The 25,531-nt window shown below is 71.6% G+C and carries 22 protein-coding genes and 1 tRNA gene; 9 read left to right on the top strand and 14 right to left on the bottom strand.

Features of this window, described 5'->3' with window-relative positions; all coding sequences use genetic code 11:
- Positions 1 to 57 precede the first annotated feature (57 nt).
- The 3 genes from MFF56_RS26430 (at position 58) to murJ (ending at position 3,262) form a co-directional block, all read left to right on the top strand.
- Entirely contained in the window at positions 58 to 657 is a 600-nt protein-coding gene (locus MFF56_RS26430) for a superoxide dismutase (protein ID WP_066921680.1), read from the top strand.
- Between the two features lie 211 nt (positions 658 to 868).
- Complete coding sequence (locus MFF56_RS26425) at positions 869 to 1,606, top strand: NepR family anti-sigma factor (protein WP_373324201.1); 738 nt, start codon at positions 869 to 871, stop codon at positions 1,604 to 1,606.
- A gap of 126 nt (positions 1,607 to 1,732) precedes the next feature.
- On the top strand, positions 1,733 to 3,262 hold the full coding sequence (gene murJ, locus MFF56_RS26420) for a murein biosynthesis integral membrane protein MurJ (protein ID WP_066921682.1): 1,530 nt from the start codon (positions 1,733 to 1,735) through the stop codon (positions 3,260 to 3,262).
- A gap of 21 nt (positions 3,263 to 3,283) precedes the next feature.
- On the opposite strand, the gene MFF56_RS26415 is transcribed toward murJ, so the two are convergent.
- Positions 3,284 to 4,396 (bottom strand): calcium:cation antiporter, encoded by a 1,113-nt coding sequence (locus MFF56_RS26415; protein WP_066921684.1) that lies wholly within the window; start codon positions 4,394 to 4,396, stop codon positions 3,284 to 3,286.
- A 127-nt stretch (positions 4,397 to 4,523) separates the two neighbouring features.
- On the opposite strand from MFF56_RS26415, the gene MFF56_RS26410 reads away from it, so the two are divergent.
- The 3 genes from MFF56_RS26410 to MFF56_RS26400 all read left to right on the top strand — a co-directional run bounded on the left by MFF56_RS26410 (position 4,524) and on the right by MFF56_RS26400 (position 7,079).
- The gene (locus MFF56_RS26410) at positions 4,524 to 4,781 is read left to right on the top strand and encodes a type II toxin-antitoxin system Phd/YefM family antitoxin (protein ID WP_197430552.1); all 258 of its coding nucleotides are present in this window, start codon (positions 4,524 to 4,526) and stop codon (positions 4,779 to 4,781) included.
- Complete coding sequence (locus MFF56_RS26405) at positions 4,778 to 5,161, top strand: type II toxin-antitoxin system VapC family toxin (protein WP_066921688.1); 384 nt, start codon at positions 4,778 to 4,780, stop codon at positions 5,159 to 5,161. Before MFF56_RS26410 ends, MFF56_RS26405 begins: the two co-directional genes overlap by 4 nt.
- A gap of 160 nt (positions 5,162 to 5,321) precedes the next feature.
- Positions 5,322 to 7,079, top strand: a complete 1,758-nt coding sequence (locus MFF56_RS26400) for a DEAD/DEAH box helicase (RefSeq protein WP_066921689.1) — start codon at positions 5,322 to 5,324, stop codon at positions 7,077 to 7,079.
- 174 nt (positions 7,080 to 7,253) lie between these two features.
- Here the strand turns inward: MFF56_RS26400 and MFF56_RS26395 are convergent, their stop codons facing one another.
- From MFF56_RS26395 to MFF56_RS26365, 7 genes are all read right to left on the bottom strand, one after another.
- Positions 7,254 to 8,129 (bottom strand): RNA polymerase factor sigma-32, encoded by an 876-nt coding sequence (locus MFF56_RS26395; RefSeq protein WP_066921691.1) that lies wholly within the window; start codon positions 8,127 to 8,129, stop codon positions 7,254 to 7,256.
- 342 nt (positions 8,130 to 8,471) lie between these two features.
- The gene (locus MFF56_RS26390) at positions 8,472 to 9,062 is read right to left on the bottom strand and encodes a CarD family transcriptional regulator (protein WP_066921693.1); all 591 of its coding nucleotides are present in this window, start codon (positions 9,060 to 9,062) and stop codon (positions 8,472 to 8,474) included.
- Between the two features lie 455 nt (positions 9,063 to 9,517).
- Positions 9,518 to 9,856: a ferredoxin FdxA gene (fdxA, locus tag MFF56_RS26385; protein ID WP_066921695.1), complete on the bottom strand. Its 339-nt coding sequence runs from the start codon at positions 9,854 to 9,856 to the stop codon at positions 9,518 to 9,520.
- Between the two features lie 222 nt (positions 9,857 to 10,078).
- Positions 10,079 to 10,381, bottom strand: coding sequence for an RNA-binding S4 domain-containing protein (locus MFF56_RS26380; RefSeq protein WP_066921696.1), 303 nt, complete (start codon positions 10,379 to 10,381; stop codon positions 10,079 to 10,081).
- A 30-nt stretch (positions 10,382 to 10,411) separates the two neighbouring features.
- Complete coding sequence (locus MFF56_RS26375) at positions 10,412 to 13,789, bottom strand: helicase-related protein (protein WP_373324198.1); 3,378 nt, start codon at positions 13,787 to 13,789, stop codon at positions 10,412 to 10,414.
- Between the two features lie 110 nt (positions 13,790 to 13,899).
- A complete protein-coding gene (locus MFF56_RS26370) occupies positions 13,900 to 14,241 on the bottom strand; it encodes a hypothetical protein (RefSeq protein ID WP_066926390.1) in 342 nt (113 codons plus the stop codon).
- A gap of 5 nt (positions 14,242 to 14,246) precedes the next feature.
- The gene (locus tag MFF56_RS26365; protein ID WP_238231742.1) at positions 14,247 to 15,182 is read right to left on the bottom strand and encodes a DUF3108 domain-containing protein; all 936 of its coding nucleotides are present in this window, start codon (positions 15,180 to 15,182) and stop codon (positions 14,247 to 14,249) included.
- A 294-nt stretch (positions 15,183 to 15,476) separates the two neighbouring features.
- Here MFF56_RS26365 and rpmB point away from each other — a divergent pair, with 294 nt between their 5' ends.
- Complete coding sequence (gene rpmB, locus MFF56_RS26360) at positions 15,477 to 15,782, top strand: 50S ribosomal protein L28 (protein ID WP_066927191.1); 306 nt, start codon at positions 15,477 to 15,479, stop codon at positions 15,780 to 15,782.
- A 141-nt stretch (positions 15,783 to 15,923) separates the two neighbouring features.
- Here the strand turns inward: rpmB and MFF56_RS26355 are convergent, their stop codons facing one another.
- Together MFF56_RS26355 and MFF56_RS26350 are read right to left on the bottom strand one after the other, a co-directional pair.
- Positions 15,924 to 16,235, bottom strand: coding sequence for an ETC complex I subunit (locus tag MFF56_RS26355; RefSeq protein ID WP_066927193.1), 312 nt, complete (start codon positions 16,233 to 16,235; stop codon positions 15,924 to 15,926).
- Positions 16,236 to 16,268: 33 nt separating this feature from the next.
- Positions 16,269 to 16,345 (bottom strand) — tRNA-Pro (locus tag MFF56_RS26350).
- Between the two features lie 127 nt (positions 16,346 to 16,472).
- Between MFF56_RS26350 and MFF56_RS26345 the strand changes: the two genes are divergently transcribed.
- On the top strand, positions 16,473 to 17,180 hold the full coding sequence (locus tag MFF56_RS26345) for a glutathione binding-like protein (RefSeq protein WP_066927195.1): 708 nt from the start codon (positions 16,473 to 16,475) through the stop codon (positions 17,178 to 17,180).
- 195 nt (positions 17,181 to 17,375) lie between these two features.
- On the opposite strand, the gene MFF56_RS26340 is transcribed toward MFF56_RS26345, so the two are convergent.
- The 4 genes from MFF56_RS26340 to MFF56_RS26325 form a co-directional block, all read right to left on the bottom strand.
- On the bottom strand, positions 17,376 to 18,242 hold the full coding sequence (locus MFF56_RS26340; RefSeq protein ID WP_066927108.1) for an MBL fold metallo-hydrolase: 867 nt from the start codon (positions 18,240 to 18,242) through the stop codon (positions 17,376 to 17,378).
- 180 nt (positions 18,243 to 18,422) lie between these two features.
- Complete coding sequence (locus MFF56_RS26335; RefSeq protein ID WP_066927109.1) at positions 18,423 to 21,650, bottom strand: efflux RND transporter permease subunit; 3,228 nt, start codon at positions 21,648 to 21,650, stop codon at positions 18,423 to 18,425.
- 105 nt (positions 21,651 to 21,755) lie between these two features.
- Positions 21,756 to 22,919, bottom strand: coding sequence for an efflux RND transporter periplasmic adaptor subunit (locus MFF56_RS26330; RefSeq protein ID WP_082773342.1), 1,164 nt, complete (start codon positions 22,917 to 22,919; stop codon positions 21,756 to 21,758).
- Between the two features lie 199 nt (positions 22,920 to 23,118).
- Positions 23,119 to 23,439, bottom strand: coding sequence for a rhodanese-like domain-containing protein (locus tag MFF56_RS26325; protein WP_066927111.1), 321 nt, complete (start codon positions 23,437 to 23,439; stop codon positions 23,119 to 23,121).
- Between the two features lie 243 nt (positions 23,440 to 23,682).
- On the opposite strand from MFF56_RS26325, the gene ggt reads away from it, so the two are divergent.
- Positions 23,683 to 25,443, top strand: coding sequence for a gamma-glutamyltransferase (gene ggt / locus MFF56_RS26320; protein WP_238231749.1), 1,761 nt, complete (start codon positions 23,683 to 23,685; stop codon positions 25,441 to 25,443).
- Positions 25,444 to 25,531: the final 88 nt, after the last annotated feature.

Raw genomic sequence — 25,531 nt, 5'->3', positions numbered from 1 at the left:
GCGCGCTGCACGGCCGAAGAGCCCGAGAGACCAGCCCCGAGAACGGAGACGGAGCCCATGACCTTCACCCTGCCGGAACTGCCCTACGCCTACGACGCCCTGGCCCCCTACATGTCGAAGGAAACCCTCGAGTTTCACCACGACAAGCACCACAAGGCCTATGTCGATACGGGCAACAAGCTCCTTGAGGGCACCGACCTCCAGGGCAAGAGCGTCGAGGAGATCGTCCGGGCGAGCTACAACACCAACCAGGCGCTCTTCAACAACGCCGGCCAGCACTACAACCACGTCCATTTCTGGCAGTGGATGAAGCCCAACGGCGGCGGCACCCCGCCCGGCGCGCTCGCCAAGAAGATCGACGAGGATCTCGGCGGCTTCGAGAAGTTCAAGGCCGACTTCATCCAGGCCGGCATCGGCCAGTTCGGCTCCGGCTGGGCCTGGCTCGCGGTGAAGGACGGCAAGCTCGCCATCCTGAAGACGCCGAACGGCGAGAACCCGCTGGTGCACGGCGCCAAGCCGATCCTCGGCGTCGATGTCTGGGAGCACTCCTACTACATCGACTACCGCAACCGCCGTCCCGACTACCTCAAGGCCTTCATCGAGAACCTCGTGAACTGGGAGCACGTGGAGAAGATGTACGCCGAGGCGAACGCCTGAGGCTCGTCCCCGTCGGCGCCCCGCCGGGGCGCCCCCCGGCTGTCCGGTGAGCCGCGCCCCCAACCTGGGGGCGCGGTTTACTTTTGTCCGCAACTCTGCGGTGCGTTCGTCACCGAACGTTCAGGAAGGTCTTGCCAGAAGCTCCCTGGAATATTTCTGATTTGCGCGGCGCCCGCTCATCGCGGTCGCCGGGCCAGGAGGGGGCTGAGCCGTGAGCCGAGCGAGCGACCGTGCCGACGTGAGTGCGCCCGCACTGCCCGAGACAGAGGCTCTACGCGGGTCCGGCGCCCTGTCGCCCGCCATCCGGGACCATCTCGGCGCGCAGCTGCGCGAGAGCTACGCCGTCCTGATCGAGGAGGCCGCGCCGGACACCTTCGTGGACCTGATACGCCGCCTCGTGGCGGCCCTCGACGGCCACGCGGCGGCGGACGAGAAGGTCTTCGGCGAGGACCTGATCGCGGCGCTGCCGGCGCTTCGCGCCTTCGCCCTGTCGCTGGCGGTGAGCGCCGCGCGGGCGGACGACCTCGTGCAGGAGACGGTGCTGAAGGCCTGGGCCAACCGGGAGAAGTTCCGCCCCGGCACGAACTTCACCGCCTGGCTGTTCACGATCCTGCGCAACCAGTTCTACAGCGAGATCCGCAAGCACCGCCGCGAGGTCGAGGACGTGGACGGCGCCGCCGCCGCGACGATGGTCAGCCTGCCCGATCAGGTCGAGCGCATCGCGCTCCAGAACGTCTGGTCGACGATGGCCAAGCTCCCGGCCTCGCAGCGGGAGGCGCTGCTGCTGGTGGGCGCGCACGGCCTCACCTACGAGGCCGCCGCCGCGGTGATCGGTTGCCAGACCGGTACGGTGAAGAGCCGCGTCAGCCGCGCCCGCGCCTGGCTCGCCGACGCGCTCGGCCTCGACCGGGCGGAGCAGAGCCTGGCCTCGGGAACCACGCGGGCCTGACCCGGCGCGGGCTCCCGGGGCGCGCGAAACCCGGGCGGGTGTTGCGGTGCCCGCGCATCGGGCGGCGGGCGGATCTGCTACGGCAGGGCTCATGCCCGCTCCGCATCCCTCCAAGGTCCGCGCCCCGTGATCCGCTCCATCCTCTCGGTCGGCGGCTGGACGCTCGTCTCGCGCGCCACCGGCTTCGCCCGTGACGTGGTGATGGCCGCCGTGATGGGCGCGGGGCCGGTGGCCGACGCCTTCGTGGTGGCCTTCCGTCTGCCGAACCATTTCCGGGCGATCTTCGGCGAGGGCGCCTTCAACACCGCCTTCGTGCCGGCCTATGCGGGGCTCTCCGAGGCCGGGGAGCCGGGCGCCGCGCAGGCCTTCGCGGACCGCGTCTTCAGCCTGATGCTCGCCGTGCAGGTCGTGCTGCTGGGCCTCGCGCTCCCGCTGATGCCGCTGGTGGTGCGGGCGCTGGCGCCGGGCTTCTCGAAGGACCCGGAGCGGTTCGGGCTCGCGGTCTCGCTCACCCGCATCACCTTCCCCTACCTCCTGTTCATGACGCTGGTGACGCTGACCTCCGGCGTCCTCAACGCGCATCGCCGCTTCGCGGCCGCCGCCGGCGCGCCCGTGCTCCTCAACCTCGCGATGCTGGCGGCGCTGGCGCTCGCCTTCCTGTTCCCGAACGCCGCCTACGCCGCCGCCTGGGGCGTGGCGGTCTCAGGGCTCCTGCAGTTCGGTCTGGTCTGGTGGGACGCGCGCCGGGCCGGGATCGCCCCGGGACTGGCGCGCCCGACCCTGCGGGATCCCGCCATGATCCGCTTCTTCAAGGTGCTGGGCCCCGCCGTGATCGGCTCGGCCGGGTTCCAGATCGCGACGTTTGCCGACACCATCATCGCGAGCCTGCTGCCGACGGGCGCGGTCTCGGCGCTGTACTATGCCGACCGGCTCTATCAGCTCCCGTTCGGCGTCATCGCCATCGCGGCCGGCACCGTGCTGCTGCCCGAGATGAGCCGGCGCATCGCGGCGGGCGACGTCGCGGGCGCGCACGCGGCGCAGAACCGGGCGGCGGGCTTCTCCCTCGCGCTGTCGGCCCCCTTCACGGTGGCGTTCCTGACCCTGCCGGGGCTGATCATGGCGGCCCTGTTCCAGCGCGGCGCCTTCGGGGCCGAGGACGCGGCGCGCGCCGCCGAGGTGCTGGCGGCCTACGGGCTCGCCCTGCCGGCGGTGGTGCTGGTGCGCAGCGCGGTCGCGAGCTTCTACGCCCGGCAGGACACCAAGACGCCGCTCTGGGCCTCGCTGACGGCCATCGCCGTCAACGTGGCGCTCAAGCTCGTGCTCACCGGCCCCTACGGCGTCACCGGCCTCGCGCTCGCCACCGCGATCAGCCAGTGGGTGAACCTCGCGCTCCTCGTGGGGCTGGCCCGGCGCCGCGGCTGGACCGCGCCGGGCCGGACGCTCGGCCTCACCGGGATCGGCGTGGCGCTCGCCTGCGCGGGTCTCGCGGGGGTCGCGGTCTACGGCCTTCCACTCGCCGAAAGGCTGGTGCCGGCGCTGCCGCACGGGCGCGAGATCGCGGTGCTGGGCCTCATCGGCCTGGCGGGCGCCGCGGTCTACGGCGCCCTTCTCCTCGGCCTGCTCCACCTGTTCGGCCTGCGCCTGCGGCGTCGCTGAGCCGATGGGTCGGCACCGGCCTCAGGGGCTGAAGATCAGCACGAGGTAGACGAAGAACAGGATCAGGTGCACCGCCCCCTCCAGCACCGTGGTGCGCGGCCCCGAGAAGGTGAGCCCGCTGAGGATCAGCGTGACGGCGAGCAGCGCCATGCCGGTCGGGCTGAGGCCCAGGATCACGGTCTGCCCGGAGATCAGCCCGATTGCCAGCACCGCCGGCACGGTCAGCCCGATCGTCGAGGTCGCCGCCCCCAGGCACAGGTTGATCGCCCGCTGCAGCTCGTTGCGGGCGATGGCCTTGAGCGCCGAGATGCCCTCGGGCGTGAACACGATCGCGGCGATCAGCACGCCCCCGAGGGCGGAGGGCGCGCCGAGGGCCGCGATGCCGTGGTCGAGGATCGTCGCGAGGCTCTTCGACAGGAGCACGATCGGCAGGATGTTGGCGACCAAGAGCCCGATATGCCGCACGACCATGCCGGCCGAGGCCCGGTGCTTGGCGGGCGCCTCGACCGCCTCGGTGCGCTCGGCCTCGGCCCGGGCGCGCGGATCCTTGAAGAAGTCGCTGTGCCGGCCCGTCTGGATCAGCAGGAACACACCGTAGAGCGCCACCGTGAAGATCGAGAACGCCACCGCCTGGAACTGCGTCAGCGAGCCGTCGGGGGTCGAGGTGGTGAAGTTCGGGATGATCAGCGCGATGGTGGTGAGCGGGATGATCACCGCCAGGAAGGCGGAGGCGCCCTGCAGGTTGTAGCTCTGCTGGTGGTGGCGCAGGCCGCCGACGAGGAGCCCGAGGCCCACGACCCCGTTCAGCACGATCATCAGCACGGCGAACATCGTGTCGCGCCCGAGCGTCGGCGCGGCCTTGGCCGAGAGCATCACGGCCGAGACCAGCGCCACCTCGATGATCACGATGGCGAGCGTCAGGATCAGCGTGCCGAAGGGCTCGCCCAGCATCTCGGCGAGTTCCTCGGCCTCGTGCACCACCCCGAAGGCGGCCCACAGGATGACCGCGAGCAGCCACGCGAAGAGCAGGCTCGCCCAGAGCGGGCTGGCGAGGTCCCCGAGCCAGTCCTTGCCGAACCACCAGAACGCCGCGACGCTCGCCCACGCCACCGCCAACCGCAGAATGCCGCCCATCGCCGCCCCCCTCGCGCACGGTTAAGCTTTTGCGGGGCGAGAGGTTGCGTCGAATCGGCGCGCTCTTGCGGCCCCTCCCGCAGCGCGCCACTCTGTCGCCGACCGAAGCACCTGCGAGGAGACGATGCTGCGCGTATCCGTGACGGAAGCCGAGGGACAGATAGCCGAGCTTGTCCGCCGCGCCGAGGCGGGGGACGAGGTCGTGCTGACGCGGCGGGGTCGGGCGGTAGCGCGCCTCGCGCCGGTCGCGGCCGGTCCGGACCGTACGGCGCGCCGCGCCCTGATCGAGTCCGTCCGGCTCTCCGCCGCCGAGAAGGCGCGAGCGGGCAGCGGCGCCGCGGACGCCGCGGATTTCCTCTACGGCGATGACGGCCTGTCCGCGTGATCGCGGTCGACACCTCGGCGCTGATGGCGATCCTGCTCGCCGATCCAGCGGCCGAGGCTTGCGCCGCCGCGCTCGAAGCGCACGCCGACATCCTCATCTCCGCCAGCACGCTGTCGGAGGCTCTCATCGTCGCGGGCCGCCGGAACCTCTCGGAGGAGTTGACCCGCCTGATCGACGGGCTGGGCCTTGAGGTCGTGCCGGTCACGACCGAGACGGCACGGGCCGTGGCGGACGCCTACGGCCGCTGGGGCAAGGGCGTGAATCCGGCCGCGCTCAACTTCGGCGACTGCTTCGCCTACGTGACGGCGCGCGACCATGGCTGTCGTTTGCTCTATGTCGGCAACGACTTTGCCCGGACCGATATCCCCGGCGTTCTCTGAATGACGCGCCGACGCAACCGCGCCATGCGGTGGAACCTATGGCGCGACGCCACGAAAACAGGTATTGCATAACGCTCCGCAACTCGATTCGAGACCGCTTCGCCCGCGACCTGAGCGCGTCGTCACGCGCCCGTCCGGCCCGGTCGTGAGAGCCTGACCTTTGCCGTTTCCCACTCTGCCCGCCGCCATCGCGCGGGCGCTCGACGAGCGCGGCTATGCCGAGCCGACCCCGGTGCAGAGCGCCGTCTTGGAGGCTGCCGGCCAGGGCCGCGACCTTCTCGTCTCCGCCCAGACCGGGTCCGGCAAGACCGTGGCCTACGGTCTCGCCATGGCCGGCACGCTGCTGGGCGAGGCCGACGCGCTGCCGCCCCCGGGCGCCCCGCTCGCCTTGGTGATCGCGCCGACGCGCGAGCTCGCCCTTCAGGTCCAGCGCGAGTTGTCCTGGCTCTACGCCCCGGCCGGGGGCCGCGTCGTCTCCTGCGTCGGCGGCATGGACCCGCGGCGCGAGGCGCGGATGCTCGCAGACGGCGTGCACATCGTCGTCGGCACGCCGGGGCGCCTGCGCGACCATCTCGAGCGCCGCAACCTGCACCCGGAGGCGCTGCGCACCGTGGTCCTCGACGAGGCCGACGAGATGCTCGACCTCGGCTTCCGCGAGGACATCGAGTTCATCCTCTCGGGCACGCCGGCCGAGCGGGCGACCTTCCTGTTCTCCGCCACCCTGCCCCGGGACATCGAGTCCCTGGCCGAGCGCTACCAGCGCGACGCGCTGCGCCTCGCCATCAAGAGCGAGGTCCGCGGCCACGCCGACATCAGCTACCGGGCGATCCGGGTGGTGCCGCGCGAGATCGAGCACGTCGTCCTCAACGTGCTGCGCGAGGCCGACGCGCCGACCGCGATCGTGTTCTGCAACACCCGCAACGCGGTGCGCCATCTCCAGGCGAGCCTGACCGAGCGCGGCTTCTCGGTGGTGGCGCTCTCGGGCGAGCTCGGCCAGGGCGAGCGCAACGCCGCGCTCCAGGCGCTGCGCGACGGGCGCGCCCGGGTCTGCGTGGCGACCGACGTCGCCGCGCGCGGCATCGACCTGCCGACCCTGAGCCTCGTCATCCACGCCGACCTCCCCCACGACGCCGAGGTGATGCAGCACCGCTCCGGCCGCACGGGCCGCGCGGGCCGCAAGGGCGTGAGCGTCCTGCTGGTGCCGAACGCCCGCCGCCGCCGGGCCGAGCAGATGCTCGCCATCGCCAAGGTGACGCCCGAGTGGATGGGCCCGCCCACGGCGGACGAGATCCGCCGCCTCGACGGCGAGCGCATGCTCGCCGACCCGCTCTTCAGCGAGCCGCCGGCCGAGGAGGACGTGGCGCTGGCCGAGACGCTGCTCGCCGAGCGCTCTCCGGCCGAACTCGCCGCGCTGCTGGCCCGCGTCTACCGCACCCGCCTGCCGGCGCCCGAGGATGTCACCGATCCGGGCGACCGGGGCGGGCGCGCCGTCACGGGCCGCGCGCCCTACGACCCGATGGATGCCGAGCGCATCGCCGCGATGGGCCCGGCGGTGTGGTTCCGGCTCAATCTCGGCCGGCGCGACAACGCCGACCCGCGCCGCCTGCTCCCGCTGCTGACCCGGCGCGGCAAGGTCGATCGCGAGGTGATCGGCGCGATCCGCATCTTCGAGCGCGAGACCAAGTTCGAGATCCGCGGCGGCGCGGCCCGGCAGTTCGCCGAGGCCTTCGCCCGCAACGGCTCGCCGGAGATCCAGGTGGAAGCGCTCGGCAACGAGGGCGCGCCGCCGCCGCGGGACTTCAAGAGCCCGCGCGCGACCAAGCACACCCGCCATGTCGAGCGGGGCGCCGAGCGCGCACCGGGCGCCAAGCCTCCCTACCGCAAGGGCAAGGTCGCCCGCGTGCCGCAACAGGGCTGAGCCATCGCGCCGCTTCGCGGCACTTCATCTTATGATTCCCACCGCCGTCATTCCGAGGCGCCGTAGGCGACCCCGGGATGACGGCCCGAAGGTGGGACATATCAGCCCGCAAAACGAAACGGGCTCCGCCTCACAGAGGCGGAGCCCGTCGCATATTCGGAACCCGTATCGGGATCAGCCCACGTAGGGCACGCCCGTCTCGGCCGGGAACTTCTCGGCGAGCGCCCGGCGGAGCTTTTCCAAGGCGCGGTTCTCGATCTGGCGCACGCGCTCCTTCGAGATGCCGAGCCGGTGGCCGAGCGCCTCCAGCGTGGCCTGATCCTCGGCCAGACGCCGCTCGCGCAGGATGCGCAGCTCGCGCTCCGAGAGGACGCCGAGCGCCTGCTGGAGCCAGCCGAGGCGCCGCTCGCCGTCGACGGCCGCCGAGACCGTCTCGTCGGGCAGCGCCGCGCCGTCCACTAGGAAGTCCATGCGCTCGGAGGAGACTTCGCTGTCCTCGCCCACGGGGGCGTTCAGCGACATGTCGGGACCGGAGAGGCGCGCGTCCATCAGGGCGACGTCCTCGCGCGATACGCCGATGGCGGTGGCGATGCGGCGGTGGATCTCGTCGCCGACGCGCTCCTCGGTCGATTGCATCAGGCGGGCGCGCAGGCGGCGCAGGTTGAAGAACAGGGCCTTCTGGGCCGACGAGGTGCCGCCCCGGACGATCGACCAGTTGCGCAGGATGTAGTCCTGGATCGAGGCGCGGATCCACCACGTCGCGTAGGTCGAGAAGCGCACCTCCCGCTCCGGCTCGAAGCGGGCGGCAGCCTCCATCAGGCCGACATGCCCCTCTTGAACCAGGTCGGCCATCGGCAGGCCGTAGTGGCGGAAGCGCCCGGCCAGGGCGATGACGAGGCGCATGTGGGCGGAGATCAGGCGATGCAGGGCGCGCTCGTCGCGGTTCTCCTTCCAGCGGACCGCCAGACCGCGCTCTTCTTCCCGCGCCAGGAAGGGCGCCTCCATCGCGGTACGAATGAATTGCCGCCGGATACCCGCGATTTCCGCCATCCCCGCCTGCCTCTGTTATCGAGTGCTGATGCGGCGCCGCGCCCATGAAGGCGGCGCACGCGGCACCGCCGGGCCGATGCCAGGCATGGCCACAACGGCGCGGCGCACCCGAAGGTTCCGATGAAACGGCAGGTTCGTACGCCCGATCGGACCATGATCGGCGCACGGCGCGGGGCGAGCACGCCGTCGGCGGGGCGTCAAGCGGCGGGTCTCACCAAAATGTGCTTCGGTCTCGGAATGACCAGCCCGAAGCGACGTCGGAACGCCAAATTTTCGACATGAAAAAGGCCCGGCGCAGCGCGCCGGGCCCCGAAACTCCGAAATCCGCTGCGGCGGGATGCCTCAGGCGGCTTCCTCCTGCAGGTCGTCGCCGTCCGTCTCGGCATCGCTCTCGGCCTCGGCCTTGGCGCGGCGGGGCGACTTGGCAAGGCTCTGCTCGATCAGCTTCAGCGCCTCGGTCTCGGTGATGCGGTTGACCGACGAGATCTCGCGCACGACCCGGTCGAGGGCCGCCTCGTAGAGCTGGCGCTCGCTGTAGGACTGCTCGGGCTGGGCCTCGGAGCGGTAGAGGTCGCGCACCACTTCGGTCACGGCCAGGAGGTCGCCCGAATTGATCTTGGCCTCGTATTCCTGCGCGCGACGCGACCACATCGTGCGCTTCACGCGGGCGCGGCCGGTCAGCACGTCGAGCGCCTTCTTGACGACCTCGGGCTCGGAGAGCTTGCGCATGCCGACGCTGTTGGCCTTCGCGGTGGGCACGCGCAGGACCATCTTGTCCTTCTCGAACGAGACGACGAACAGCTCCAGCTTGAAGCCGGCGACCTCCTGCTCCTCGATCGCGGTGATGCGGCCGACGCCGTGAGCCGGGTACACTACGGCCTCGCCGGTCTTGAAACCCTGGCGGCCTGCCGTCGTCTTCTTGGCTGTCGTCATGCGAGAAGGGCCTCCGAACATCGCGCGGGATTTTTTATGATCCGCGCCGAACCGTTTCACCCGGGGCGGGACACCCGGCTTCAACCACCGTCCGCCGGTTCGCGCGTGAGGCGCCGGCAGCTCCCAGGTGCGCCGACGACATGCCAGGGCCGAACGGCCGCGAAGGGCATTACCCCTCGACGGTCGATCGTCTGCGACCTCGATCCAGAAAATCCGGAACTGCGTTTGTAGGGCGCGGAGGAAGCACGTCAGGCACGAGCGACGGCAGGCCGATTGTGTATCACAATCAGCACGGCGAATCAAAGCACTGGCGGCTGACGGACGCGCTCGCGCGGCGTCGTCCGGGGAGTTGTGCACGGTGTCGCGCCGGTGTCGTCCGAGGCTCGCGCAATCCTGCCGCGCGCGGTCCGCATGACCGTGCGGGGATGAGGCCCCCGCCGGACGCCGGCCCGGCCTCAGTCGCCCGAACCGGGGTTGGGCGAGAAGTGGGCCTCGAACTTGCCGGACTTGCCGTCCCACTCCTTGGCGTCGGCCGGCGCGTCCTTCTTCTGTGTGATGTTCGGCCAGGTCTTGGCGTAGTCGGCGTTCAGCTTCAGCCAGGTCTCAAGGTTGCCCTCGGTATCGGGCTTGATCGCCTCGGCCGGGCACTCGGGCTCGCAGACGCCGCAATCGATGCACTCGTCGGGGTGGATGACGAGCATGTTCTCACCCTCGTAGAAGCAGTCCACCGGACAGACTTCCACGCAGTCCATGTACTTGCACTTGATGCAGTTGTCGGTGACGACGTAGGTCATGGGCGGAATTTTGTCCCTGGTCCGCGCGCTCCGCGACAGCGGCGCCGGTGCGCGACGGCGTCTGACGCTGCTTCCTGCCGGACCGGCCGTCGGGCGGTCCGTGCGCGCGCGAATGTTTCTGAGAGCCTCCTGGGCTCGGTTCGGATGCCTCTAGCGGCTGCCCGGAGGGCTGACAAGCGCGCCGGGCGGTCGCGGCGCGGCGCATCCGCCCCTGTGGCCCGCTTACACTGATTCCAGGGAGGGGTCGGGCGGGCCGCCGGGCTGCGAGAGGTCGGCGTAGAGGCGGCGCGCCTCGGGTGCGGGGCCGCGGCGCTCGCCCAGCCCCAGCACCCGCACGCTCAACGTCGCGTGGGCGGCGGCCACCGTCACCACGTCGCCGACGCAGACGCCCTTGGCGGGCGTCTCCACGCGCTTTCCGTTGAGCCGCACGTAGCCGTCGCAGACGAGGCGGGCGGCCAGGGAGCGCGTCCGGGCGAAACGGGCGAACCAGAGCCACTTGTCGAGCCTGAGCTGGCCCTCCTTCACGGCGCGGTCCCGGACATCACCGGAGGCGGCTCACCGCTTGTCGCCGCCGCCGGTCTCGAGCTGCGCCTTGAGGGCGGCGAGCTTGGCGAAGGGCGAATCCGGATCGGGCTGGCGCTCGCGCCGCGGCGGCCGCTGGTCGGGCCTCGGGCCGGCATGGCGAGGCTCGTCGCGCCGCTCGGGGCGGATGCCCTCGAACCGCTCGCGACGGGGCCCGCGCTGCTCGTCGCGCCCGCGCCGCTCGCCCTCGGGCCTGTCGCCGCGGGGGGGGCGCCCGTCCTGGGCGCCCTGGCCGCGGTTCTGGTCCGGGCGGCGGTTGCCGAAGGGGCGCTCGCCCTGCGGACGCTGGTCCGGGCCGCCCTCGCGGCCGCGGCCCTGGCCCCCGCGGGGGCGCTGGCGCTGGTGGGCCGGACGCTGGTGGCGCTGCAGGTGCCAGACCTCGACGACGACGGGCTCGGCGGATTCTGCCGCCGCGTCCTCGGACGCGGCGGCTTCGGCCGGGGCGTCGCTCGCCGCACGCTCGTCGGAGAGGGCAGCGACGTCGCCCTCCTCCGATGCGGTCTCCGCGCTCGCCTCGGCCGGCGCGCTCTCCGCGTCGGGCGCGGGTGCCTCGGCAGCCTCCTCGGCGGCCGACGCAGGCTCGGCGACCGGCGCAGGCTCGGCGGCCGCCTCGGGCTCGACGGCCGGCGCGGCCTCAGCCGGCTCGGCCGCCACGGTCCCGGCATCCGGGTCGGCGGCGGCCGCCTCGGCCGGCGGAGCTTCGGGAGCGGGCTCGGGGGCTGTCTCGGCAGATGCCTCGGGCGCGGCCTCGTCGGTTCCGACCGGGACTTCATCGCGCTCGGCCGCTTCGGCGGACGCCGCGTCGGACGTCGCCGCGGCGGGCTGGGCCGGGGTGGTGGCGGCGGCGGGCAGGAGCGGCACGGTGATGGCCGGGCCGGGGCGGCTCTCGGCCACGTAGCCCAGCGACTTCAGGATCGAGGCGAAATCCTCGCCCGAGCAGCCGACCAGCGAGGTCATGCCGACGGTGGCCACGAACCCGTCGTTGTCGGCGGTGCCGGGCGGCGGGGCGCCGGGCGTGGTGCCGGGACGGTAGGCGACCGCCGGGCGGATCAGGTCGGCCAGGCGCTCCAGGATATCGACGCGCACCGCGCGCTCGCCGCAGACGCGGAAGCCCGCCGCCCGGTAGAGGCCCTTGGCGATCTCGGGATCGACCTTGATCGAGGTGCGGCCCGAGCCCGCCAGATGCGCGATCTCGTCGAGGCCGCGCTGGTCGAGACCGCCGTTGCGCAGCGCCCAGAGCTGGGCCGCGAGCGTGCGCGGGGCCGGCTTCAGGAGCGCGGGCAGGAAGATGTGGTAGGCGCCGAAGCGGACGCCGTGGCGGCGCAGCGCCCCGCGGCCCTCCTGGTCGAGGGTCCGCATCTCGTGCGCGACCTTGGCGCGCTCCAGCACGCCGAGCGCCTCGACCACCTGATAGCCGATGCCCTTGGCGAGGCCGGTGAGGTCGGCCGCGGTCTCGATCTCCATGAGCGGGCCGAGCAGCCGCACCACGTAGGCGCGCAGCCACGCGTTGAGGCGCACCTCGACCTTCTCGCGGGCGGGGCCGGCGAGGCTGTCGTCGGCGAGCAGCCGGATCTGGGGCGCAAAGAGCTTGTCGCCGGGGGCGAGCTTGGCCACCGGCGCGCCGGTCCAGCGGATGGTGCCGTCGTGCGAGAGGACGAGCGCGGCGTCGGCGGCCGCGGAGAAGCGCTCGGCCCGCGCCTCGATCTCGCCCGCGAGCGCCTTCTCGGCGGCGCTCCTCAGGGTCTTGGCCTCCTGCCCCTCGGCGCTGGCGTCCGGCACGAACAGGAATCCGTGCAGGTGGCCGACATGCTGACCCTCGACGGTGACGTCACCGTCGGCGGTGATCTGGGCTTCGAGCATCGTGTTCTCTCTCAGGCGCCGCATCAGGACGCTGGTGCGCCTGTCCACGAAGCGGCTCGCGAGGCGCTCGTGCAGGGCGTCGGACAGCCTGTCCTCTACCCGACGCGTCTCGCCCTGCCAATGTTCTGGGTCGCGCAGCCAGTCGGGCCGATTCGCCACGAATGTCCAGGTGCGCCCCTGGGCGATCCGGCGCGACAGGGTGTCGATGTCACCGTCGGTCCGGTCGATCATCGCAACGTGCTCGGCGAACCACTCGTCCGGGATGCGCCCGGCCATGCCCCGCATCAGGAAGCGGTAGAGCTGGGCCACGAGGTCGGCGTGGGTCTGGGGATGGACCTTGCGGTAGTCCGGCACGCCGCAGACGTCCCAGAGCCGGCGCACGGCGGCCGGGCGGCTCGCCATGTCCCGGATGTCGTCCTCCTTCATCAGGATCTCGAGGGCCTGCTGGTCCTCGCCCATCGGCGCGCGGGTCAGGCCCTGCTCGTGCGGGTGCTCGTCGAGGCTCTGTTGGAGCGCCTCCAGCGACTCGAAGACGAGGTCGGGGTTGCGCCACTGCAGGATGCGCACCGGGTCGAAGTCGTGGGCCTCCAGGCGCTCGACCAGTTCCTGCTCGAAGGGCGGGCAGCGGCCGGTGGAGCCGAAGGTGCCGTCCGAGGTGTGGCGGCCGGCCCGGCCCGCGATCTGGCCCATCTCGGCAGGGGTCAGCTTGCGGAAGCGCGTGCCGTCGTACTTCCAGTTCGCCGCAAACGCCACGTGGTCGACGTCGAGGTTGAGGCCCATGCCGACCGCGTCGGTGGCGACGAGGTAGTCGACGTCGCCCGACTGGTAGAGCTCGACCTGGGAGTTGCGCGTGCGCGGCGAGAGGGCGCCGAGCACCACCGCGGCGCCGCCGCGCTGGCGCCGGATCAGCTCGGCGATGGCGTAGACCTCCTCGGCCGAGAAGGCGACGATGGCCGAGCGGCGCGGCAGGCGGCCGATCTTCTTCTCGCCCGCGAACGTCAGCTGCGACAGGCGCGGGCGCGTGGTGGTGTGGACGTTCGGGATCAGCGCGCGCACCAGCGGCTCGACCGTGCCGGAGCCGATCAGCAGGGTCTCCTCGCGGCCGCGCTGGTAGAGCAGCCGGTCGGTGAAGACGTGGCCGCGGTCCATGTCGGCGCCGAGCTGGATCTCGTCGATGGCGACAAAGGCCACGTCGAGGTCGCGCGGCATCGCCTCGATGGTGCAGATCCAGTAGCGCGGCCGGTCCGGCTTGATCTTCTCCTCGCCGGTGACGAGGGCGACCTTCTCGGGGCCGACCTTGGCGACGACGCGCAGGTAGACCTCGCGGGCGAGGAGCCGCAGCGGCAGCCCGATCATGCCGGTCGGGTGCTGGAGCATCCGCTCGATGGCCAGATGCGTCTTGCCGGTGTTGGTGGGCCCGAGCACCGCCGTGACGCCGCGCGCGCGGGCCTGGGGCGGGAGGGAGCGGCGGGACGGCGAGGAGAGGGCCAAGGAGCGGGCAATGTCCCTTCGGCGCGGACGGCCGGTGCGACGGGCGCGCCACGGCGGCGGCGCCCTCGGGCGGTCCCGTGCGCGCCGCCCGTTGCCGGAGCGCGGAGGGATCAGGGTCCCCGCCGGAACCGCCCCTCATATGGGGTGCCGGGTCCCGGCGCGCCACCGTACGGATCCGCGTAGGGACCGGTCCCGGGGCCCGGCAGGCCGTAGACGTCCACGCGCACGTCCGGGCGCGGCCCGTCGAGGTCGGCGCAGAGGGTGTCGGGGACGGCGACGAGGGGCCCGCGCCGGGCGGGACGGCCCTCGCGCACCTCGGCCGAGGAGTAGGCGTTTCCGCCGCAGGGGCTGCCGGCCGTGAGCGGCTGGGCCGCGACCGGGCCGGCCGCGAGCAGCGGGGCGAGGAGGGCCCCGCGGCGCAGCAATCCACCGCGCAGGATCCTGCGGCGCATGGCGGTCAGCGCGCGTCGAGGCTCGCGACCGAACCGGTCTGGGCGGGTGCCGCGCCGGTCGTCGCGGCCGGAGCGTCGGCGACGGCGCCGGCGCGGGTCCAGCGGGTCGCCTCGATGATGTTGGTGCCGATCGTGGTGCGCACCGAGATCCGCAGCGGCACCAGAACCCGCGTGCCCTCGACCGGCGCCAGCCAGACGGACATGTCGCGGTTCTCCTCCATGAAGCGCACGCCCGGGCGGTCCGGCCGGTGGCCGGCGACCGCTTGGTAGCGGACGTTGCAGACGAGGACCGGGCCGGCATAGCCGGGCTTCTCGACCGCGCGCGTCTCACTGTAGCTCAGCACCACGTTGAAGCGGGTGGCGCCGTCGAACACGGGGAGCGTGCGGTTGCAGTTCTCCGGGTCGGTCGGCTCGCCGCGGGCGTGGGCGGGCATCACCAGCGCGCTCACCGGATCCATGATGCCGCGCTTGTTGGCCGCCGTGATCGGCACCCGGTCCTCCATGTCGAGGAGGGGGGGGATCACCTCGGACTGGGTGACGTTGCCGGAGCGCAGCGCCATGCGCACCGCGATGCCGGCATTGGCCGTGCGGGTGGCGATCGCGAAGGCGTTGGGCTGCGGGCTCGCCGCGAAGGTGCCGGACGCCTGCGCCGAGCCCTGGCCGCCCGTGATGGCGCCGACGAGGCCGGTGAGCACCGCCGAGACGTCGGCCCGGTAGCGCTGGCCCTCGAAGGAGCCGGCGAGCCGGGCCGTGCCGATCGGCAACCCCGCGAGGTTGATGCCGTAATCGACGGCGAGCGTGGCGGGGGGCGCCGCGCGGTGGCGCCGGGGGGCGGCCTCGACGGTCGCGGCCGCGCCGACGAGGCCCGCGCCGACGAAGCCGGAGAGGAGGAACTGCCCGACACGGCGGGCCGGCGCGGTGCGGAGGGCTTGGGCGAACATGGTCCGGATTCGATCCTCGACGCTCGCCCGGACGGGTCCGGCGAGATCCGATTTATCCCAAGCCCATGGTTAACAGACCGTTGGGCCCGCGGTAGCGCCCGGCCGCAACAGGCCCGGCTTTCCGCATCCCGCGCCTTGACGGAAGGCGGGGTCGTCTCCTATAGGCTCGCGCCTTCTACAGGACTCCGCTGGACCTGGAATCACGCTTGGGCGTGGCCCGCGGCGCGCGCGCCGCTCGGTCATTGAGGTCCGAGTACTGACCGCCCACGGAACGATACGGGATAGATTGAAGCCATGGCGCGCCGCTGCGAACTCACCGGCAAGGCCGTTCAGGTCGGCCACCTCGTGAGCCACTCGAACCGCAAGACCAAGTGCCGGTTCCTGCCGAACCTCTGCAACGTCACCCTGCAGTCCGACGCGCTCAACAAGAGCGTCCGCCTGCGCATCACCGCCCACGCGCTGCGCTCGGTCGAGCACCGCGGCGGCCTCGACGCCTTCCTGGTCAAGGCCGGCGAATCCGACCTGTCGCAGACGGCCAAGCTCCTGAAGCGCGAGATCCACAAGAAGCTCGCCGAGACCGAGACCCAGGCCGCCGCCTGATCCCGAACTCATCGGAGCGCGAAAAAGCCGCCGCGCGGGTCACCCCGCCGGCGGCTTTTTCATGCGTGGATTGATAGCGGGAGAGTTCACGCGTCGCTCTCCCTCCCCCCCCTCTGCGGGGGAGGGAGAAGACGCGGCCCCTCAATGCGTCCAGGGCGCCGTGCGGTTGAACTTGAAATTGTCCGAGTAGGACAGGCCCTTGCGGACCACCGTCTTGTGCGGCTCCTCGACCCGGTAGCTGATGCCGGCGCGGGTGGCGTAGGCCACGGCCTCCTCGCGGGTCTCGAACTCCAGCTTCACCTGCTGCAGCATGTCGCCCGAGCCGGTCCAGCCCATCAGGGGGTCGGTCTCGCGGGGGCCGGTCTGGTCGAACTCCAGGATCCAGACCTTGGTGCGGGCCAGCCCCGACTGCGACGCTTCCTTCGACGGCTGGTAGATGCGGGCGCTCGGCATGGCGGCTGGGATGGCTCCGGACACGAATGAGAATGGTCGGGGCGATAGGATTCGAACCTACGACCCCCTGGTCCCAAACCAGGTGCGCTACCAGACTGCGCTACACCCCGCCACGCGGCCGTTTCTAAGGATTCCAGGCTCCCGCGGCAAGGGACGCACCGTGACGGAAACCGCGGCTTGACCGCGCGATCCCCGCGTCCCACCTCGCGTCCCGAGGGGCGGACGCTGAGGATGCCGATGATCGATCTCCACTACTGGCCGACGCCGAACGGCCACAAGGTCACGATGTTTCTGGAGGAGGCGGGCCTGCCCTACCGCATCCACCCGGTGAACATCGGCGCGGGCGACCAGTTCAAGCCCGATTTCCTCGCAATCGCGCCGAACAACCGCATGCCGGCGATCGTCGATCACGAGCCGGCGGGCGGCGGCGCGCCGGTCTCGCTGTTCGAGTCGGGCGCGATCCTGCTCTACCTCGCCGAGAAGACCGGCCGCTTCATCCCGGCCGACATCCGCGGCCGGGTCGAGGTGCTGCAATGGCTGTTCTGGCAGATGGGGGGCCTCGGGCCGATGCTCGGCCAGAACCACCACTTCACGCAGTACGCGCCCGAGCCGGTGCCCTACGCGATCGACCGCTACGTCAACGAGACCAACCGCCTCTACGGCGTGCTCGACCGGCGGCTCGCCGACCGGGCCTACGTGGCGGGGCCGGACTACTCGATCGCCGACATGGCCTGCTATCCGTGGATCGTGCCCTACGAGAAGCAGCGCCAGAACCTCGAGGACCACCCGAACCTGAAGCGCTGGTTCGAGGCGGTCGCGGCGCGGCCCGGTACGCAGGCGGCCTACGCGCGGGGTCCCGAGGTCAACCCGAACCTCGGCCAGGCCATGAGCGAGGACGCCAAGAAGGTGATGTTCGGCCAGAACGCGGCGAGCACGAAGCGCTGACGATCGATCAACCCTCCCCCCTCTGCGGGGGAGGGTGCCGAGCGGAGCGAGGCGGGAGAGGGGAACCACGTCGCGGGAAGGGGCGTGGCCTTCATGCAGGGCCGAGCCCAACCCTGAAGCGGGGTTCCCCTCTCCCGACCCGGCCTCACGGCCGGCCCACCCTCCCCCGCAGAGGGGGGAGGGAGAGCGTCGGAGCTATCGCCGCAAGCTTTCCAGTGGCACCGGTGCCGCGTGCGGGCGCGTCGCCAGCATCTCGTCGATCAGCGCCAGCACCTCGGCCCGGCCGCAATTGGCGGCGGGCTCGAAGGGCGTCCAGGTCTGGGTGAAGTCGAGACGCTCGAACACGTCGCGGTAGCGGCGCAGCTCCGCCACGGTGAGCGGCACGCCCCGCACGAAGGCCTTGTGGGCCGAGATGGTGCGCGCCCGGCGGAAATCGCCCGGCTCCAGCTCGAACTTCAGCGCGTCGCCGCAGAAGCAGATCTTCCGCGCCCGGTCGAACAGCACCGCGTGGCCGTCGAAATGGCCGGCAGTGCGGTGCAGCTCCAGCCCCGGCAGCGGCTCCAGGAAGTCGTCGTAGGGCCAGGAGACCTGCAAAGCCGCGCTCCAGGTGAAGTCGGCGGCGGGCAGGCAGAGCTCCGGGTCGAAGCGGTCCTGCAACTGCACCAGCGCGCCGTAGGCGTGCGGGTGCGAGGACGAGAGCACCTGCATGCCGCCGAGCCGGGCGATCTGCTCGAGCGCCGCCTCGCTGAAGACCGGGCAGGCCTCGAAGCCCATGTTCCCGTGCTCCGTCCGGATCAGGTAGGCGGAGGGACCGATGCCGGAGACCGGGTCGTTCCAGAAGCGCCAGACGCCCGACTCCAGCTCCTCCCAGTGGCAGGGGAAGGCACCTTGCGCCTCCCGCTCGGTGCGGAAGCGCCAGCCGTCCTGCGGCACGACGTGGCGGGCGTCGAGGCACATCGGGCAGGAGGCGGGCGCCTCGAAATGGCGCTGCCAGAACCCGCAATTGTCGCAAGCGTAGGCGGGCAGCTTCAGGGCGCCCGCGAAGGGCAGGTAACCGGGCACGGAGCGCTCCTCGCGGATAACGGTTCGGGTCTGTTGGCGTGCGGTATCAGGCACCTCGCCTGAACGCAGCCCGGACGAGATGGGGCGGGCCCGACAAAAAACCCGCCGGCCTCGCGGCCGGCGGGTTTTTTCGGACGGGCGCCGCGCCGCCTGGATGTTCCGATCGGGTGCCCCGCCGCCTCAGTGGGCCGGGCTCGGAGCGCCGTGCCCGTCGCGGTCGGGCGCCTCGCCGTGCGGGTGCTTGCCGTCCGGGTTCTTGCCGCGCTTCCGCTCGATCCAGAGCACGAAGCGGCGGATCACCACGTAGAAGACCGGCGTCAGGAACAGGCCGAAGAAGGTCGCGCCGATCATGCCGAAGAACACCGCGGTACCGAGCGCCTGACGCATCTCGGCGCCCGGGCCCGTGGCGATGACGAGCGGCAGGGTGCCCAGGATGAAGGCGAAGGCCGTCATCAGGATCGGGCGGAGCCGCAGCTTGCAGGCCTGCACGGCGGCCTCCACCGGCCCCTTGCGCTCGTTGTTCTCGATGTCGTGGGCGAACTCCACGATCAGGATCGCGTTCTTGGCCGCCAGGCCGATGAGCACGATCAGGCCGATCTGGGTCAGGATGTTGTTGTCCTGGCCCCTGAGCTGCACCCCGAACAGCGCCGCCAGCACCCCGGTCGGCACCACGAGCAGGATCGCCATCGGCAGCGCCCAGGACTCGTACTGGGCGGCCAGCACCAGGAAGACGAGGAGGACGCCCAGCGCGAAGACGTAGATCGCCGTGCCGCCCGCCGCCTTCTGCTGGAAGGCGATCTCGGTCCAGTCGTAGGCGTAGCCGTCCGGCAGGCTCTTCTTGGCGATCTCCTCCATGGCGTCGAGCGCCTGGCCGGTCGAGATGCCGGGCTTGGCCACGCCCTGCACGGGCACCGAGTAGTACAGGTTGAAGCGCTGGACGATCTGCGGGCCCGAGATCTCCCGGATGTTGGCGAGCGTGCCCATCGGCACCAGGGCGCCGGTGGTGGAGCGCACCTTCAGCTGCTCGATGTCCTGCTTCGAGACGCGGAAGGGCGCGTCGCCCTGCACGCGGACCTGATAGATGCGGCCCAGCGTGTTGAAGTCGTTGACGTAGGCGCCGCCGAGCGCCGCCTGCACGGTCGAGAAGACGTTGCCCAAGGGCACGTTCAGCATGCGGGCGACCGTGCGGTCGATGTCGAGGTAGAGCTGCGGCGTGTCGTTGCTGAAGGTGGTGAACACCCGCTGCACGTCGTTGCTCTGGTTGGCCGCGCCCAGCATCTCGCCGACATTGGCCAGCAGCGGGCCGATGGCCGAGCTCTGACGGCTCTCCACCTGCATCTTGAAGCCGCCGCCCTGGCCGAGGCCGCGCACCGGGGGCGGCGGGATCACGATGACCCGGGCCTCCTGGATGTCGGCGGTGGCCTTGATCACGTCGCCGGTGATCACCGCGGCCGAGCGCCCCTGCGCGGCGCGCTCCTTGGCGCCGGCCAGCGTGATGAACATCACGCCCGAGTTCGTGGTGTTGGTGAAGGTGGCGCCGTCGAAGCCCGCGATGATCACCGTGTTGGTCACGCCGTCGATCTTGCGGGCCGCGGCGGCCGCCCGGTTCACCACCTCCGTGGTGCGGTCGAGCGACGAGCCGGAGGGCAGTTGCACCACGCCGATCAGGTAGCCCTGGTCCTGGTCCGGGATGAAGCCCGTGGGCGTCGTCCGGGCGAGGTGGAGCGTGCCCGCGATCACCGCCGCGTAGACCAGCAGCATCGCGATCAGCCCGATCGTGTAGTTGGTCAGCCCGTAGATCGAGCGCGAGTAGGTGTGCGAGAGCCAGTCGAAGCCGCGGTTGAACAGGCCCGCCAGCCAGTTGACGAAGCGCGTGAGGAAGAATTTCGGCCGGGCGTGCGCGTGGTGCGGCTTCAGGAGCAGCTTGCAGAGCGCGGGCGAGAGGGTGAGCGAGTTGAAGGCCGAGATCAGCGTCGAGGCCGCGATGGTGAGCGCGAACTGCTTGTAGAACTGGCCCGAGATGCCGGGGATGAAGGCGGTCGGCACGAACACCGCCGCCAGCACCAGCGCGATGGCGATGACGGCGCCGCCCACCTCGTCCATCGTCTTGTGCGCGGCCTCGCCGGGGGAGAGCCCCTCGGCCATGTTGCGCTCGACGTTCTCCACCACCACGATCGCGTCGTCGACCACGATGCCGATGGCGAGCACCAGGCCGAACAGGGTCAGGTTGTTCAGCGAGAAGCCGAAGGCCGCCATGGCGGCGAAGGTGCCGACCAGCGAGACGGGGATGGCGAGCACCGGGATCAGCGCCGTGCGCCAGCTCTGCAGGAAGACCAGCACCACGATGACCACGAGGCCGACCGCCTCGAACAGGGTCTTGTAGACCTCGTGGATCGACTCCTCGATGAACTCCGTCGGGTTGTAGGCGATGCGGTACTCGACGTCCGGCGGGAAGTTCTTCTTCAGGTTCTCCATCACGTTGCGGACGGAGGCGGCCGCCTCGAGCGCGTTGGTGCCGGGGCGCTGGAAGGCGCCGATGCCGACGGCCGGCGTGGCGTTGAGGAAGGAGTTGGTGGTGTAGTCCTTCTGGCCCATCTCGACGCGGGCGACGTCCTTCACCCGCACGAGCCGCCCGTCGGAGGCTTTGATGATGACCTCGGCGAACTCCTCCGGCGTCTGGAAGCGCCCCTGCGACTGCACGATGAGCTGGAAGGCCTGGCCCGTCGCCGCCGGCGGCGAGTTCAGGGCGCCGGCCGCCACCTGCACGTTCTGCTCCTGCAGCGCCGTGGTGACGTCGGAGGTGGTCAGCCCGTAGGCCGCGAGCTTGTTCGGGTCGAGCCAGATGCGCTCGGCGTACTCGTTGCCGCCGAAGATCGAGATGTCGCCCACGCCGTCGAGGCGCAGCAGCTCGTCGCGGATGTTCAGGTAGATGTAGTTGGCCAGGTAGTTCTGGTCGTAGGTCTTGTTCGGCGACAGGAGGTGCACGACCAGCATCAGGTCGGGCGAGGCCTTGCGCACGGTGACGCCGAGGTTGCGCACGTCCGGCGGCAGCCGCGGCTGGGCCACCGAGAGGCGGTTCTGGACCAGGACGTTCGCGATATCGAGGTTGGTGCCGACCTTGAAGGTGACGGTCAGCAGCATGTTGCCGTCGTTCGTGGAGAGCGACGTCATGTACAGCATGTTGTCGACGCCGTTCACCTCCTGCTCGATCGGCGTCGCGATGGTGGCGGCCACCGTCTCGGCGTTGGCGCCCGGGAAGGAGGCGCGCACCGTCACGGTCGGCGGCACGATCTCGGGGTACTGCGAGACCGGCAGCGTCTCGTAGGCGACGAAGCCGAGCAGCAGGAAGATGATCGAGGTGACCGAGGCGAAGATCGGCCGATCGACGAAGAAGTGGGCAAAGCGCATCGGTCAAACCTCTCGGCCGGCGCCCCGGAAGGGTCCACGCCTCGCGTCACCTGCGGATGGGGTCGGAAACCGGCCCGCGGGGCGTGATCCCCCCGGCCGACCCGGTCAGCTCTTGCTCGGGGGCAGCGTCTGCATCTCGGGCGTCACCTTGGCGCCGGGGCGCACGCGGGCGAGCCCGTTGATCACCACGCTCTCGTCGCCCTTCAGCCCCTCGCGGATCACCCGGTAGCCATCGACCTTGGGCCCGAGCTTCACGTCGCGGGCGGAGGCCGTGCCGTCCTCGGAGACGAGGTAGACGATGCGCTTGTCCTGGTTGGCCGAGATCGCCTCGTCGGGCAGCAGCACGCCCCGGAAGGGCTTGGTGGCCGGCATCGAGACGATGCCGAACAGGCCCGGCTTGATGAAGCCGTCCTTGTTCTCGACGGTGGCGCGCAAGAGCACCGTGCCGGTCTGGTTGTCGACCCGGTTGTCGACGAAGTCGAGCGTGCCCTTGCGGGTCGGCTTCTCCTCGCCGGTGAGCGCGATCATCACCGGCACGCCCTTGCCGCGCTGGGTCTGGCCCATGCCGATGTTGAGGCTGCCCTGATACTTGAGGAACGACTTCTCATCGACCGTGAAGCCGAAATAGATCGGGTCGAGCGAGACGATCGTGGTCAGCCGGGTCTGGTCGGTGATGACGATGTTGCCCTCGGTGACGAGGCGCTGGCTGATGCGCCCGTCGATGGGCGACTTCACTTCCGTGAAGTCGTAGTTCAGCTGGGCGTTGCGGAGCGCGGCCTCCGCGCTGTCCACGTCGGCCTGCGCGGTCTGCGAGGCTTGCCGGCGCTGGTCGGTGACCTGCTCGGAGATGTTGCCGCCCCGCGAGAGCGTCTGGGCACGCTCGAGGTCGGTCTGGGTGAAGGAGAGGCGCGCCTTGGCCGAGGTGAGCGCCGCCTGGGCCTGCTCCAGCGCCGCCTTGTAGGGCCGCCGGTCGATGACGAAGAGCACGTCGCCCTTCTTCACCGTGGCGCCGTCCGTGAACTGGATCTTGTCGAGGTAGCCGGTGACGCGGGCGCGCACCTCGACGAACTCGATCGGGTCGAAGCGGCCGGTATACTGGTCCTGCTCGACGATCTCGCGGACCACCGGCTTGGCGACCGTGACCTTCGGCGGCGGCCCGCCGGGGGCCTGGGCGCGGGCCGGCGCGGCGCCGACCGGGACACCGGCCAGGACGCCGACGAGGGCGGGAACGAGGAAGCTGGCGAGCCGGCTGCGCAGGGCAGGATGCATGACGAGGTCCCTGAGCATCGGCCCGCGGCGCGCGGTGCGGTCCGCGCGCGAGGACGATGCGTGGTCAGAGGAGGCTGGGCGGGTCGGCGGGTTCGAGAGGACGCCGACCTTCACAGTCTTGTGCGCCCCTAGTCCGTTGCGCAGTTCAGAGTTGTGCGACGGCGCACACCACACGCGCGTCGCCGGCGCTGCGGCCGGACTATTCAACGGCTTCACCCGCCGCGTACCAGTCCCTGAAGCCGCCGCGGTAATGCGCCTCGATCGGCAGGCCAGCCTGCTGCGCGGCGTGTAGCGCGTGCACGGAGCGCACGCCCGCGGCGCAGACGAAGACCGGCCGGCGCGCATCCCCCTCGACCAGGGCGGCGAGCGCCTGCGGGTCGAACGCCGAGAGCGGGTGGGTCACCGCGCCCGGGATGTGGCCGTCCCCGTATTCGTGGGCTTCGCGCACGTCGATCAACAGCAGGCTGCCGTCGGCGAGCCCCTGCTTGACCGCGTCCCGATCGAGATCGATCACTCGCATGCGCGCTCCTTCCGGTATGCGGCGCAGCGGCCGCCCGCACGCCGCCGGAATGCGCCGGCGGCGCGGGCGGCGGAACCTGGGTCCTCCGGCAGGATCCCGCGCGGGATCCTGCGGCTGACGCTTTTCCTTATTCGTCAGCCCGCGGGTGCGCAACACGGGCACGCCTGGACGCGCCCGCAGGCCGCACTATCACGGCTCGGACCCTCTCCCGCGTGGAGCCGCCCGTCAGCCATGCCGCCAGCCATGTCGCCAGCGATGCCGCGCCGTGCCCTCGCCGCCCTCCTGGCGCTTCTCTTCGTCCTCCCGCTGTCGGGCGCCCGGGCCCAGCTCGCCCGGACGGCGGACGCCGTGCCGATCCCCTCGGACATCGCCCGCTCCCTGCCCGCGCTCGCCCCGAACGGCATGGTCTCGTCCCAGGAGGCGCGGGCGACGCGGATCGGCATCGCGGTGCTGAAGCAGGGCGGCAACGCCGTCGATGCGGCGGTCGCGGTCGGCTTCGCCCTGGCCGTCACCTTGCCGCAGGCGGGCAATCTCGGCGGCGGCGGCTTCATGCTGGTGCACCTCGCCGAGCGGAACGAGACGGTGGCGATCGACTACCGCGAGACCGCCCCGCGGGCGGCCACCGCCGACATGTTCCTCGGGCCCGACGGCGCCCCCGACCGGGCGGCCTCGACCCGGGGCGGCAAGGCGGTGGGCGTGCCCGGCACCGTGCGGGGGCTGGCCGAGGCGCACCGCCTCTACGGCTCGGGCCGGCTCACCCTGGCGGATCTCATCGCGCCGGCCGAGCGGCTCGCCCGCGAGGGGATCGGCGTCGAGGGGGGCTTGGCCGACTCGCTGCCGCAGGTCGCCGGCATGCTCGGGCGCTGGCCCTCGACCCGGGCGGTGTTCTTCGCGGGCGACCGGGTGCTCGCCCGGGGCGAGACCCTGGTGCAGGCCGACCTCGCCGGCACGCTCCGGACGATCGCCGAGCGGGGCCCGGACGCCTTCTATACCGGCCCGGTGGCCGAGAGGATCGTCGCGGCGGTGCGCGGCGCGGGCGGCATCATGACGGCGGAGGATCTCGCCGGGTACCGGGTGAAGCTGCGCGAGCCGGTGCGCGGGACCTATCGCGGGCACGCGGTCGTCTCGATGCCGCCGCCCTCCTCGGGGGGCATCCACCTCGTGGAGATCCTGAACGTGCTTGAGGGCTTCGACCTCGCCGGCATGGGGGCGGGCAGCGCGCAGGCCTTCCACACGCTGGCCGAGGCGATGAAGCCGGCCTACGCCGACCGCGCCGCCTATCTCGGCGATCCCGACCGGGTGAAGGTGCCGGTGCGGGGGCTGCTCGCCAAGGCCTACGCGGACACGATCCGGGCCGGGATCGATCCCGAGCGGGCGCGGCCCGCCGAGGCGGTGCGGGCCGGCGACCCCGCCCCTTACGAATCCGACCAGACCACGCATTTCTCGGTTGTCGACGCGGCCGGCAACGCGGTGGCCAACACCTACACGCTGAACTTCTCCTACGGGATCGGGCTGGTGGCCGAGGGCACGGGGGTGCTCCTCAACAACGAGATGGACGATTTTTCCGCCAAGCCCGGGGCGCAGAACGCCTACGGGCTCGTCGGCAGCGACGCCAACGCCGTGGCGCCCGGCGCCCGCCCGCTCTCCTCGATGACCCCGACCTTCCTGTTCCGCGACGGCCGGCTCCTCCTCGTCACCGGCAGCCCCGGCGGCAGCCGCATCATCACCACGGTGCTGCAGGTGATCGTGAACCTCGTGGATTTCCGCATGAACCTCGCGCAGGCGGTGGACGCGCCCCGCGTCCACCACCAGTGGCGGCCCGACGTGCTGCTCGCCGAGGAGGGCATATCGCCCGACACGCTGGCCCTCTTGCGCGCCAAGGGCCACGCCGTGAAGGTCGGCCCCACCACCGGCTCGGCGAACTCGGTGATGCGGCGGGACGACGGACTGCTCGCGGGCGCCGCCGACCCGCGCCAGCGCAGCACGCTCGCGGACGGCTACTGAGATCCGGGACGCGGCCCCGCCGACCCGCGCCCGGCCCCGTCTGTCCCCCGGCGCGAAGCCGGGCTAAAGGAGCGCGCTTCCCGCACAG

This window comes from Methylobacterium hispanicum (genome assembly GCF_022179285.1).
Taxonomy (GTDB): Bacteria; Pseudomonadota; Alphaproteobacteria; order Rhizobiales; family Beijerinckiaceae; genus Methylobacterium; species Methylobacterium hispanicum.
The sequence above is the reverse complement of the archived record's forward strand: the minus strand, read 5'-3'. Positions and strand labels throughout refer to the sequence as shown.

Bases quoted from the DNA above. Each gene is read 5' to 3' on its own strand.
- MFF56_RS26430 (WP_066921680.1), top strand. From the start codon at position 58: ATGACCTTCACCCTGCCGGAACTGCCCTACGCCTACGACGCCCTGGCC.
- MFF56_RS26415 (WP_066921684.1), bottom strand. From the start codon at position 4,396: ATGGGCGGCATTCTGCGGTTGGCGGTGGCGTGGGCGAGCGTCGCGGCG.
- MFF56_RS26395 (WP_066921691.1), bottom strand. From the start codon at position 8,129: ATGGCGGAAATCGCGGGTATCCGGCGGCAATTCATTCGTACCGCGATG.
- MFF56_RS26390 (WP_066921693.1), bottom strand. From the start codon at position 9,062: ATGACGACAGCCAAGAAGACGACGGCAGGCCGCCAGGGTTTCAAGACC.
- fdxA (WP_066921695.1), bottom strand. From the start codon at position 9,856: ATGACCTACGTCGTCACCGACAACTGCATCAAGTGCAAGTACATGGAC.
- MFF56_RS26370 (WP_066926390.1), bottom strand. From the start codon at position 14,241: ATGCGCCGCAGGATCCTGCGCGGTGGATTGCTGCGCCGCGGGGCCCTC.
- MFF56_RS26365 (WP_238231742.1), bottom strand. From the start codon at position 15,182: ATGTTCGCCCAAGCCCTCCGCACCGCGCCGGCCCGCCGTGTCGGGCAG.
- rpmB (WP_066927191.1), top strand. From the start codon at position 15,477: ATGGCGCGCCGCTGCGAACTCACCGGCAAGGCCGTTCAGGTCGGCCAC.
- MFF56_RS26355 (WP_066927193.1), bottom strand. From the start codon at position 16,235: ATGCCGAGCGCCCGCATCTACCAGCCGTCGAAGGAAGCGTCGCAGTCG.
- MFF56_RS26345 (WP_066927195.1), top strand. From the start codon at position 16,473: ATGATCGATCTCCACTACTGGCCGACGCCGAACGGCCACAAGGTCACG.
- MFF56_RS26335 (WP_066927109.1), bottom strand. From the start codon at position 21,650: ATGCGCTTTGCCCACTTCTTCGTCGATCGGCCGATCTTCGCCTCGGTC.
- MFF56_RS26330 (WP_082773342.1), bottom strand. From the start codon at position 22,919: ATGCATCCTGCCCTGCGCAGCCGGCTCGCCAGCTTCCTCGTTCCCGCC.
- MFF56_RS26325 (WP_066927111.1), bottom strand. From the start codon at position 23,439: ATGCGAGTGATCGATCTCGATCGGGACGCGGTCAAGCAGGGGCTCGCC.
- ggt (WP_238231749.1), top strand. From the start codon at position 23,683: ATGTCGCCAGCGATGCCGCGCCGTGCCCTCGCCGCCCTCCTGGCGCTT.